The following is an 11,232-nucleotide window of genomic DNA, read 5'->3' on the forward strand; positions in this document are numbered from 1 at the left end:
AAACGCTCGACTGGGAAACCCCAGCCGAGCGCCTCGCTAAGCTCCTCACAACAGCCTCATGACCAGCGGCGTTGCCACGACCCCTTGAATTCGCCCACACACGGGGCCTCCCGGGTGACAGTCACCCGGGAGGCCCCCACTCCCTGTGCCATGTAGGGAAAGGTCGTACGGCAGTTGGAGAGCGCGACGACGCTGCCCGTCGGCATCGGAGGCAAGACGCCCCGCATCCGCGGACACGCTCACCACGACCGGGCACACGGCCCACGGCAGCTTCGCACTCGTCGGCGTGGCGGGGCCGCGCGCTGCGCGTGATCACGCCCGTGGCCCTCGTCGGATCATTGGTCCTGACGTACGTCAACGCCAGTGGCGCCCTGGGGCCCTTCCTCGCACATCCGCGCCCGCTGCTGTTCGGCGCGGCACTGGCCGTGGCGGCGCTCGTCTGCCTGCTCTCCTTTTCTGCTGGGCCGGACCGCCGCACACCTGCTGCGCCTGGACGCCCCCTCCTCCTTGTCGCTCACGCTCGCCTGCGGCATGAACAACAGCAGCGCCAGCGCGGTGCTGATCACCGCCACGCTGCCCGACAAGCCGCATCTGCTCCTGCCCGTGCTCGCCTACGGGCTGATGCAGAAGGTGGCCGCGAGCCGGGTCGTCGCCGCGGCCTCACGTGTGTGAACAGTCGCGGCCCGTGTCCGCACCCGGTCCCGGTCCCGGTCCCGAAAATGCAGCTTGGCCAGGATGCGGGTGATGTGAGTTTGGTGGTGCCCCTCCGCCATCTCGTCCAGGTGCCGGTCCTGCCTCGTTCTGGTCGACTGGCACGAGCAGCGTAAAGGTGGCTGGTCGGCCGCGGGTCAGGGAGAGCCTGCCGCCGACGGAGACGGCCAGGTCCCGGGCGAGAGCCAGACCGATGCCCGTTCCCGGCCCGCCGCCGGTGTGCCCGCGGGCCTGACCAGTTCCGGTGCGGGCGGCTCGCCCTGCGGCTGCGGTCTATCAGGAACGCTGGGAGGCGGAGGCAGTCTTCGCCGAGCTCAAGACCCATCAACGCGGGTCGCACGTCGTGCTCACGAGCAAGACGCCTGACGGTGTCCTGCAGCAGATCTGAGCCCACCTGCTGGTCCATCACGCGCTGCCGTGAGCTGATGGTGAGAACCGCGGCCACCGGGGGCCTGGACGCCGACCGGATCTCCTTCACCGAAACCCTGCGCTCCGCCCGGCGCAGCGTGACCGTCACGCCGGGCAGTTTTTCCCCCTGAGCTGCTGGTCAGAGCCCTTGTCCTGCTCCAACACGACCTGCTCGAACGCCTCCTGCCACGCAGACGCCTGCGCAGCCAGCCCCGCGTCGTCAAGCTCAAGATGTCCAACTAGCTGCTGAAACGCGCCGAACACCACACCTGGCCCCAACCCACCCACACCGGCACCCGAGCAGTCAGCATCCAACGACCCCAACCCTCAACCACGTAAAGCAACGGCATTGGCCCTAGTAGGGCTTGGTCAGGTTCGTAATTGCGTGGGTATGTCGCAGTGGCGGGTGGGGCAGGCGCCGGCCCAGGTGGCGAGGAGTGTTTGCAGTTCACGGACGACCTGGTAGAGGCTCAGACCTGCGCCGCGTCTTTTGGGTGGCGGGCCAGTCGTTGCAGGGTGCAGAAGGCGTGGGCGGCGGAGACGAGGGTGACGTGGTGGTGCCAGCCGCCCCAGGTGCGGCCTTCGAAGTGGGCCAGGCCCAGGGCCTGTTTCATTTCGCGGTAGTCGTGCTCGATGCGCCAGCGCAGTTTGGCCAGCCGCACCAGCGTGGCCAGCGGCATCCCAGACGGCAGGTCGGACAGCCAGAACTGCGCCGGCTCGCTCTCGTCGGCGGGCCATTCGGCCAGCAGCCACCGCTCGGGCAGTTCCGGACCGTCACTGGCCTTGCGGATGCCGCGTCCGGCGGGGCGGATCCGCAGGGCGACGAACCGCGAGTACATGCGTTTGAAGCCATTTTGGCCCTTGCCCGGTCGGGAGCCTTCCCGCCAGGACACCGGTCGTGCGGCCGCCTTCCCGGCCGCGATGACCAAGTGCTTCACGGTCTGGGCAGGCTCGGCGTGCTGCTTTTTCGGTGGCCGGCCGGTGCCCGCATAGGCGGGCTGGACAGGCCGGGTGTCGGCGCTCTGGGCGGTATGGCGAGAGGAAATCCCCACCACATAGGGCAACTTGCGCTCCTCCAGCCCGTGGCGGAAGGCGGTGGCATCGCCGTATCCGGCGTCCGCGACGACGAGCGGGATATCGATACCCCACGATCGCGTCTCATCGATCATGTCCAGGGCCAGCTGCCACTTTTCCACGTGCCCCACCTGGGCGGGAATCCCGCAGCGGCCGCGGCGGGCGACCTTGTCCACATCGGCCTCCGCCGAGGCAGGATCCCACGACGCAGGCAGGAACAGCCGCCAGTTCACCGCAGCCGAGGCGTGCTCGCGGGTCAGGTGCAGGGAGACACCCACCTGGCATTTGGTGACCTTGCCCGCGGTGCCGGTGTACTGCCGCGACACACACGCCGAGGAGTCGCCGTCCTTGAGGAACCCAGTGTCGTCGACGATCAACGCCTCCGCACCGATCGCATCCTGCATCCTCCAGGCCAGCCGGGCCCGCACATGCGCCGGATCCCACGGGCTGGAGGTGATGAAGTGGGCCAGCGCCTGCCGATTGCCGTCCTCGCCCAGACGGGCCGCCATCGGCTCCACCGACTTGCGCCGCCCGTCGAGCAGCAGGCCCCGCACATACGCCTGCCCCCACCGCCGCTGATCCGCACGGAAGAACCCGTCGAACAACTCCGCCGCGAACGCCTCCAAGTCCTCCCGGACCGACGCCATCTCCTCAGGTGTCACACCATTCCAACGACGCCGATAAGGCAGTAGACACGCATGCACAAGTGAAGATGACCAAGCCCTGCTAGTGCTCGCGGCGGATGTCAGCCCGTGGCTGCGGCCGGACGCGAACACCTCACCAGACCGCTCGTTCTGCCACACGTATGGCCGGGGCAAGAACGAGCACCGGATGATCCCGGGCTGGCCGTACTCGATCGTCGCGGCACTGGAGGTGGGCCGCACTTCTTGGACCGCGTTGCTGGACGCGGTCCGGCTGGAGCCGGGTGCCGACGTTGCGGCGGTTACCGCCGTCCAGGTCCGCGAGGTCGTCGAGCGCCTGGTCGCCGCCGGCCAGTGGAAGCCCGGTGACCCGGACATCCTCCTGGTCCTGGACGCCGGATACGACGTTCAGCGGCTGTCGTTCCTCCTGACGGACCTACCCCTTGAGCTGCTGGGCAGGCTCCGGTCGGACCGGGTGATGCGCCGGCCCACGCCGCAGAGGATCTACGATCCGAAGGGCGGCCGGCCGCCCAAACACGGCGGCGAGTTCGTCTTCGGCCAGCCGGACACCTGGGGCGAGCCCGATGTCCGCACGGTCACGGAGACGGAGCGATACGGCACCGCGTTGGCCACCGCTTTCGACCGGCTCCACCCGAGACTGACCCGACGCGCGGCCTGGCTCACCCACCGGGACGAGCTGCCGATCATCGAGGGCACCGTGATCCGGCTCAAGGTCGACTGTCTGCCCAACGGCGCGGAGCCGAAGCCGGTCTGGCTGTGGTGGTCGGGCACCGGGGCGAGCGAGACGGATGTCGACCGGCTCTGGCACGCGTTCCTGCGGAGATTCGATCTTGAACACACCTTCAGAATGATCAAGCAGACGCTCGGCTGGACCCGCCCCAAGCTCCGCGACCCCGAGGCCGCCGACCGATGGACCTGGCTGATCATCGCAGCCCATACCCAACTCCGCCTCGTCCGCGTCCTGGTCACCGATCTCCGCCGCCCCTGGGAACGGCCGGCCCTGCCGAACAAGCTCACCCCGGCCCGAGTGAGACGGGGGTTCAAGAACCTCCGCATGAAGTGCCCTCTGCCAGCCCGTGCACCCAAACCCACCAAGCCCGGCCCCGGCCGCCCGCCCGGCGCGAAGAACCGCAGACTGGCCACCATTCAGAACGTCGGCCTGGTCCTCAAAACCGGCCAAGCGTACGCACGCCCCAGCCATCACAAGAAGGGCACCAAGCCCAGACGCGTCACGGGATGAGCGACAAGCTCGGTGTTCCAGAGTCAGGTGCGAAGCAGTGAGGCGTGGATGCGAGCGATGGCCCGCAGTACCTCGTCGCGGTTCTTGGCTTGCTGTATCCATGCGGGCAGGCGGGCCACCACGGTCATCCTTCGGCTCTTTTCGTGCCAGGGAACCCCTTCGCGTAGCGGTGCCTGCACGAAACGCCTGATCAGGTCCAGGTGTTCCAGGTTGTAGGCCCATACCCACCCGTGCCGGGTCTCCGCCTGCAGCCACAGACGGACGCCGAAGTACGGATCTGTGGCCGACTCGTGCCGGTCCCTGGGCAAGGTCACACGCCCACGGCTCCATTCCTTCACCGTTCCGCAGTTCCGGCAGACGAGACGCCTTGGAGCGAAAAGACCCCGGTCGTGCACTCCGGCCGGGCCTGGTGGTGACCCGACGTGTGCGACCATCTCGCAACCGGGACAGCACACGAGGACAGACTCGAGGAAGTCGTACTTCGTGCTGCGTGGGTCCCGGAACCGATGGTGCGTGGAGATCGGACTCATCAGATCAGTATGCGAGCCAAGCACGAAGGCTCCTACGGGATAAATCTCAAGGTTGAGTGCCTGTGAAGAAAGGCCTCGCTGATGACACTCAGGGGAGTGCCGAAGGGCCGGACCCAAGTGGCACTTGGGTCCGGCCCTTCGGTCCAGGGTTCGGGTCGGGTCAGATGTAGTAGCCGCTGCAGTCGACGACGAAGTCGACTGGGATGGAGCTGTTGTTGTAGATGCTGATCTGTCCGCTGCTGTCGGTGGGGGTGAGGGTGAGGTTGGCTAGGGTGTCGCCGGTGCCCCAGTTGAGGTTGCTGGTGGCGGGTTTGCCGGTGCTGGTGGGGTACGCGATGGCGTAGCCGCCTGAGGTGGTATCAGTGACGGTGAGCATGGCGGCGAGCGTCGGTGTGGTGGCCATGGTGACCTGCTGTGTGGTGCTAGAGGTCAGCGTGTAGGTGCTGTTGGCGGCGATGGCGCTGGAGCTTCCGCCGATTCCGCTGCGGGTGTCAACCAGGCGGGTGGGGTTGATGGTGTGGAATTTCTGGCCGGTGGTGCTGGTCGTGTAGTAGCCGGAGATGTCAGCGAGGACGGCGGTGGCGCTGCCGTGGACGGAGATGGTGATGGTGCCGATGGGGACGTCACCCGGCAGTGAGGCGATGGCGTTGCCGCTGTTGAAGCTGAGGCTGGTGTCGGCGGTGGGGGCGATCCGGTGGCGTAGGTCTGGAGATAGCCCCTGCCGGTGGCGTCGGCGGCGGAGAGGTTGACGGCGACGACGGTGGCGGTGCTGGGGACGCCGTTCTGGCCGGTGATCTGAAGGGTGAAGTTGGTGCCGGCGGCGACGGTGCCGGTGCTGGTCAGGTTGGTGTGGGCGATGCTGGAGAGGGTGTCCAGGGCGCGGACCGCGCTGGACCGCGGGGTGTGGGTCTGGTCTCCGGTGAGGGTGGCGTCGCCGGTGAAGTAGCCGGTGAGGGCGGCGGTGCCGCTGGTGCTGTCGATGTGTGTGTAGAGGTCGACCTTGCAGGTGTTCCGCCGAGCACGGCGCGTCCGAGCGGAGCCACGGCGACACATCGACCACCAGGACCAGGCGCCCGCCGTCGAACCGCGGCAACGACAGGCCAGCCAGCACCGCCCGCAGCCGACCGACGTCGATGCGGCCGTGGTTCAAACCTCCGTACATCGCTCCGTGCCCACGACGGTGCTCGGGCGACAGCGTCAAATCCACCGGCGACCTCACCGCACCGTCCGCACACAGCACCGCGTCGGTGAGTTCGAACAACTCGTCGCGCCAAGCGGTCAGACACTCGTAGAACTCGCCCCGGAAGCGTGACGCATCCGCGAACGCCTCCCCCGGACAGCATCTGCCAGCAGACTCACCCTCACGGCCTTCGTCTTGGTCACGTGCACCTTGGTCGGAGCACATGACCAGATGAAGGCCGCCCCCATGTCCAAAGAATCCCCAGGTGAGCAACCCAGTTCGAGACGCCATTCGAGGCCGGAAGAAAAAGAACAAGCTCAGCCGATCCCGGACGGGCCGCAGGTCTGAGCCGCATGGAGCGGCGGTGCCAGGGTCAGTACGACTGTCACGGCGATCGTGGCGAGCCATATTGCGTACAGCACCAACGGCCGCACCCTGCGACGCGAGAGCAGCCACGCGACCCACCCCGCCAAGGATCCGGCGGCCAGTGCCGCCAACACGCACAGGAGCACCACATTCGCCGACACCGGATGCACGGCCTCGTTCGCCGTGCAGTAGTCGCTGTCGTTCGTCAACGAGGTGAACAGCAGCACCAGGAAGGTCATGAGCGCCGATGACATCCAGGCCACGGCTGCCAGCACCGGATACTGCACCCCGCCAGCCAGCAGAATCCAGGCGAGCAGGGCGCACGTCAGGACCAGCAGCACCGCCACGCCCATGTTTCCATGCCCGTCACGCCGCCACCACGACCACAGGAAGGTCGCGAGCATCGCTGTCCAGGCCACAGCGGGCAGCGCCCGGTGCGGCGCCCTGGGCCAGGTCCGCAGGGCGCCGGCCAGCAGGACGCACATCAGCAGCAGCGGAACTGCCATCCCCAGCGCTGGCACTGCCATTGCCAGCGCCACCCCTCGCAGGCCCGTGCGGTACTCGCTGACCTGGGGGTCGTCAGCCCAGTAGAAGCCGCTGAACGTCGCGCACACCGCCGTGACGACCACCAGCGCGGCAAGCGCGTGCGCATAGACACGGGCCCGGGGCGCATTCGGGAAGGACGCGGGCCAGAGGATGTCCCGGAGGTGGCCGTCCACCCCCGGCCGGACGGCCGACCTCCACCGGTCTGCGATCACCGGACTCACAGCCACTCGCCCTTCGCCCGTCCCGCAATCCACCACGTCCGTTTCATATGCGATCACCTGCTCTTTCTGTGTGTGGCGAATCGGGCGTTCTGACGTCATGACAGCGGCAGCGGGGGCTGCGCGACGCTGTCCAAGGTGAACAGCTCGTCACCCGGAGCGTGCAGGACGCGGTGCTGCGCCAAACACCACCCCGGCCCCTCCGCTGGTACAAATCGGCGCTGAAGCGGTGCGAACCTTTGCCGAGGACGAGGACGCCATGAGTGTGCGGGATGGCGTACTTCAGCAGGCCGGTGGCGGTCCGGACCACGTCGTGGCGGCGGGTCTCGCCACCGGCCAGTTCGGCGTGGTCGGCGAGGAAGTACGCCGGTCCGGCGAGTCCGGCGTGCAGACCGGCTTCCCTCAGGCACGACATGCGGGTGATCTCCTGGTCCGTTCCCCACCAGCCTGCCGGCACCCGGCTGGTGGGGAAGCGCGGGCCCGGGTCCGCTATCGCCGCGAGAGGAGCGTAGTGCTGCTCGTCCGCGAATGCCTCGGCGAGAGCGTCAAGCATGAGTTCCTCCCTGAAGTGTTTTGGGCACCGAAGACGGCGTCCCGCCGGGTGGAACTCACCATCGCTGAGGCCGTGGTCAGCCGACATCCGTAAAACTGCGTAGATCCCCACGGGTTCGGGTTCGGGTGCGTTCCCCGAGCCACGGGAAACCCGGCCGACACGATCGCCTCTCGACACCGGCGCGCAGTGCCCACTGGGCGGCGTCGGCGAGCTTGTCGGTGTCGATGGTGAGTTTCATCCGGGCCTTTTCGTCGTCGCTGCGGAGAGCGTGAAGGGGCCCGGATGCAAAGATCGCGGCACGCTTCCAAGAGCACCGGGATGCCGAGGTGATCCTCAGCATGCCTGGCATGGGCCCGTTACTGGGGGCGGAGTTCGTCGCTTGCACCGGCGGGGACATGGACGCCTTCGAGACCGCGGGCAGACTCGCCGGAGTCGCTGGTCTGGCACCTGTCCCACGAGACTCAGGCCGGATCAACGGCAACATGCACCGACCGCACCGCTACCACCGCCGCCTCCTGCGCGTTTTCTACCTATCCGCCCAGATCGCAGCCCGCTTCCGCCTGACCTCGAAGACCTTCTACGACCGCAAACGGGCCGAGGGAAAGAGTCATAAACAGGCGATCCTCGCCCTCGCTCGGCGACGCCTCGACGTCCTATGGGCCCTCATACGCGATCAGCGCACCTTCGAGGCTCAGCCTCCCCAGCAGGGTCTCGCCGCTGCCTGAGCCTCAGACCGTGAAGAGCGGCTCGTAGGGGTGTCCCTCCGGCGTGTAGATCAAAACGAAGTCTTCCCCCAGCCGAGTGGCCATCTCCCTCAAGCGAGCCAGGACCTCGGCCTGACCCGGAAGATCGAGGCCAAGGGCTGCGGCAGCACGGTCCCTTCTGGCCGCGAGGTCCGGCATGTCCTCCAGATACTCAGCCTCAAGCTCGCGACTCTCCTCGTCCGTGAACGCCTGGCAGCCTTGCCACCACGGGACGACCAGCAGCAGCCGCACCAGCTCGTGCAGGCCGATGGCAACCAGAGCCGCACCTCCTTCGGAGTCGGCGTAGAGGATCGGACGCTCCTCTCCGCCTTCACCGCAGAAGAAGAACGTGCCGCCCGCACCATCGCCGGCGAACCCCTCAAGCGCGGCACCCGAGGCGAGGTGCACTTCCTCGACATGATCGCCTCGGTCAAGGTCGAAGTCACCCGGCCAAGCGAGAAAACGGGCAGCTTCTTCCTGCCCACGGACGGCAGCGATCAACGATTGCATGAGCCGCAGCCTACGTCCCGCTGCTTGACAACCATCATTGGGAATCAGTCACAGCTGCCTGTGACCGTGCACGCTACTTGGCACCGGTGGACAACTTCGATGCACAACGCGGGCGGCATGACCGAGGGCCGCGACTGGTCACGCGTTGCTCAGAGCAGGCCGGCCCAGGGGTCATCGTCCGGTTCGGGCTGTTCGGGGTGGAACATGCGGCGAACGCAGCGCAGGAGTCCCAGTTCACCTGACCCGGCGGCGGCAGTCATCCACGGCAGGGCCTCCATGGCCTGCGCGCGTTCGTCGGTGGCGAGAACGTCAAAAGTGTGGCGGAGATCTGCGGGGGCGGGCTCGTCAGTGAGGCAGAGCCAGCCGATCGCTGCGGCCAGCCGGGCTTCGGGGGCCTGTGCCCGGTCCTGCCACCGCTCGCGGATCCACGAGGCGATCGGCGGCTGCGCGTCGGCGCGGGTGGTCTCGGCGGCTGCGAGGAGCAGGGCGGCGCTGACTATGGCGTCGTGCTCCGTGGCGAGCCTGGTGGCGAAGGCTGTTCAGACCGTGCGCTCGGGGTCGGCGGCGGTGGCCAGAGCGTAGGCGGCATCGATGCGGATGGCGGGGTCGGGGTCGTCGAGAAGAGTCAGGAGTACCGGCGTTTCGGTGGTGATCGCGGCTCGGGCGGCGGCTACCGACCAGCCTGCGGGGTAGCCGGTCACCTCCACGCCGTAGTCGTCGTAGTCGTCGAGGGCGTGGCGCCGCGGGTCGGTGCGGTGGAGAAGGAATTCCGCGCGGGAGGCAACGCCGAAGTGCCGGGCGCGGGCCGGGGCGGAAAGTACGCCGAGGGCGTCGGCACGGCGTGGGTGGTGGATATCTGTGGCGATGGGGATCAGAAACGGTACGGCAAGGGCGGCTGCAGCCCGGCTGTCGTTGGCACACAGGCCGCCCAGCAGGCCCGTCGTGCGGCGAGCGGGCCTGTCGCCGGCGTGCAGCAGGTGAACGGCCTCCCGGGCATCGTCGCCGTACGGGAAGTTTCCCCACGGGACAGCGTCCAGGCGGAACCCGCGCTTTGTCTCGGGCCGGATGCCGGCCACCACCGCCCGCACATCGAAGGCGCCTCCCACGAACGAGGCCAGATCCGCTCCGTCCACCAGCGCACGGCACATCGCGAACGTCGGATCGGTCCGCCAATCCTCCACACCACACCCCCACCATCGAATCCCCAGAGACTCGATCATGCCTTCCCCTACCGCCCCCGACGGCCGGCTGCCGGGCATCCAGAGCACTCCCGACACACCACGAACCGCCGAGAATCCGGAAAACACCCTGCTCAGGGCGAACCGGTTGCCATCGTGCGGGCCAACTAACGTGCTCAGGTGCCAACTAGTAGGACTCCGTTAGGTCTGTCTGGATCTTGGCCTTGGGTGTGACCGGCTGGGCAGGGGTTGGTGGCAGGTGGTGCAGATGCCGGTCCAGCACCTCAGGACGCCCTGGAGGGTGTCGAGGACCTGGTAGAGGGTGAGGCCGGACCGGGCACTTTTGGGGCCAGGCGCTGTTCGGTGAGGAAGGCGTGGGCGGCGGTCACGAGGGTGACGTGGTGGTGCCAGCCGGGCCAGGACCGGCCTTCGAAGTGGTCCAGGCCCAGGCCGTGCTTGAGTTCGCGGTAGTCGTGCTCGATGCGCCAGCGGATGGCCAGACGGACCAGGTCGGTGACCGGGGTGTCGGCCGACAGGTTGGACAGCCAGTAATCGGTCGGCGCCTCGGCGTCGGCGTGCCATTCGACCAGCAGCCAGCAGTCGGGCAGGACCCCGTCCCACCAGCCCTGCCCGGCTGAGGCGGCGGCCCGGACCGGCCGTTCGACGGCCTTGCCCGCGGGGCGGACACGCAGGGCGGCGAAGCGGGAGGATAACTCTCCTCGCGATCCATTGCGCCAGGTCACAGGGGTGAATGCCTCGTGCCCGAGGTCGGTGGCCAAGGCTGCCACCGAGGGCGCGGCGTGTCGGTAGCGGGGCTGGGGCCAGCAGCCGATCGGCCCGTTGCGTTCCGGGGCCACGGGCTGGACGTCGAAGGCGTGGGCGGTCACATCCGCTCGGACAGACAGCACGTAGTCGATTCCGCGCTCGGCCAGTGCGGCCCGCAGATGCGCGTTCGTGCCGTAGGCGGCGTCGGCCACCACGACCGGAGGCGTCATGCCCCAGCCGGCGAGCGTGTCGAGCATGTCCAGGGCGAGGCGCCACTTCTCGCGGTGCGTGACGTCCGCCGGGATGCGGGCCAGGCCCCGGCGAACGGGGTCCGACGCCCACTCCTGGGGCAGGAACAGGCGCCATTGCAGCGGGCAGGACGCGGTATCGGTCGCGGCGTGGACGCTGACCGCGACCTGGCAGTTCGCCCTCTTTCCCAAGGCCCCGCAGTACGGCGAATTCAAGGGGTCGTGGCAACGCCGCTGGTCATGAGGCTGTTGTGAGGAGCTTAGCGAGGCGCTCGGCTGGGGTTTCCCAGTCGAGCGTTT

General features: G+C 68.1%; 7 protein-coding genes and 5 pseudogenes. 3 read left to right on the plus strand and 9 right to left on the minus strand.

Annotation, left to right across the window (positions count from 1 at the left end):
- Positions 1 to 317: 317 nt before the first annotated feature.
- Positions 318 to 672, plus strand: a pseudogene (locus ACZ5SK_RS48035) (bile acid:sodium symporter family protein); the annotation flags it as partial.
- A gap of 917 nt (positions 673 to 1,589) precedes the next feature.
- Here the strand turns inward: ACZ5SK_RS48035 and ACZ5SK_RS48040 are convergent.
- Positions 1,590 to 2,840, minus strand: coding sequence for an IS701 family transposase (locus tag ACZ5SK_RS48040; RefSeq protein WP_334581547.1), 1,251 nt, complete (start codon positions 2,838 to 2,840; stop codon positions 1,590 to 1,592).
- Between the two features lie 79 nt (positions 2,841 to 2,919).
- On the opposite strand from ACZ5SK_RS48040, the pseudogene ACZ5SK_RS48045 reads away from it, so the two are divergent.
- Positions 2,920 to 4,095: pseudogene (locus ACZ5SK_RS48045) on the plus strand (NF041680 family putative transposase); the annotation flags it as partial.
- Between the two features lie 23 nt (positions 4,096 to 4,118).
- Here ACZ5SK_RS48045 and ACZ5SK_RS48050 read toward each other — a convergent pair.
- From ACZ5SK_RS48050 to ACZ5SK_RS48070, 5 genes and pseudogenes are all read right to left on the minus strand, one after another.
- Positions 4,119 to 4,625: a hypothetical protein gene (locus tag ACZ5SK_RS48050; protein WP_334581546.1), complete on the minus strand. Its 507-nt coding sequence runs from the start codon at positions 4,623 to 4,625 to the stop codon at positions 4,119 to 4,121.
- 160 nt (positions 4,626 to 4,785) lie between these two features.
- Complete coding sequence (locus ACZ5SK_RS48055; protein ID WP_334583860.1) at positions 4,786 to 5,028, minus strand: hypothetical protein; 243 nt, start codon at positions 5,026 to 5,028, stop codon at positions 4,786 to 4,788.
- Between the two features lie 600 nt (positions 5,029 to 5,628).
- A pseudogene (locus ACZ5SK_RS48060) lies at positions 5,629 to 5,984 on the minus strand (transposase); the annotation flags it as partial.
- Positions 5,985 to 6,122: 138 nt separating this feature from the next.
- A complete protein-coding gene (locus tag ACZ5SK_RS48065) occupies positions 6,123 to 6,890 on the minus strand; it encodes a hypothetical protein (RefSeq protein ID WP_334581545.1) in 768 nt (255 codons plus the stop codon).
- Between the two features lie 91 nt (positions 6,891 to 6,981).
- Complete coding sequence (locus ACZ5SK_RS48070) at positions 6,982 to 7,488, minus strand: glycoside hydrolase family protein (protein ID WP_334581544.1); 507 nt, start codon at positions 7,486 to 7,488, stop codon at positions 6,982 to 6,984.
- Between the two features lie 281 nt (positions 7,489 to 7,769).
- On the opposite strand from ACZ5SK_RS48070, the pseudogene ACZ5SK_RS48075 reads away from it, so the two are divergent.
- Positions 7,770 to 8,213, plus strand: a pseudogene (locus ACZ5SK_RS48075) (transposase); the annotation flags it as partial.
- 3 nt (positions 8,214 to 8,216) lie between these two features.
- Here the strand turns inward: ACZ5SK_RS48075 and ACZ5SK_RS48080 are convergent.
- The 3 genes and pseudogenes from ACZ5SK_RS48080 to ACZ5SK_RS48090 all read right to left on the minus strand — a co-directional run.
- On the minus strand, positions 8,217 to 8,741 hold the full coding sequence (locus ACZ5SK_RS48080) for a hypothetical protein (protein WP_334581543.1): 525 nt from the start codon (positions 8,739 to 8,741) through the stop codon (positions 8,217 to 8,219).
- A gap of 539 nt (positions 8,742 to 9,280) precedes the next feature.
- Positions 9,281 to 9,922: a hypothetical protein gene (locus ACZ5SK_RS48085; RefSeq protein ID WP_457495999.1), complete on the minus strand. Its 642-nt coding sequence runs from the start codon at positions 9,920 to 9,922 to the stop codon at positions 9,281 to 9,283.
- Between the two features lie 281 nt (positions 9,923 to 10,203).
- Positions 10,204 to 11,136 (minus strand): annotated as a pseudogene (locus tag ACZ5SK_RS48090) (IS701 family transposase); the annotation flags it as partial.
- Positions 11,137 to 11,232 lie beyond the last annotated feature (96 nt).

This window comes from Streptomyces sp. NPDC031474 (assembly GCF_055581185.1).

Coding starts and splice junctions, on each gene's coding strand:
- ACZ5SK_RS48040 (WP_334581547.1), bottom strand. CDS start 2,840: ATGGCGTCGGTCCGGGAGGACTTGGAGGCGTTCGCGGCGGAGTTGTTC.
- ACZ5SK_RS48050 (WP_334581546.1), bottom strand. CDS start 4,625: ATGAGTCCGATCTCCACGCACCATCGGTTCCGGGACCCACGCAGCACG.
- ACZ5SK_RS48055 (WP_334583860.1), bottom strand. CDS start 5,028: ATGGCCACCACACCGACGCTCGCCGCCATGCTCACCGTCACTGATACC.
- ACZ5SK_RS48070 (WP_334581544.1), bottom strand. CDS start 7,488: ATGCTTGACGCTCTCGCCGAGGCATTCGCGGACGAGCAGCACTACGCT.
- ACZ5SK_RS48080 (WP_334581543.1), bottom strand. CDS start 8,741: ATGCAATCGTTGATCGCTGCCGTCCGTGGGCAGGAAGAAGCTGCCCGT.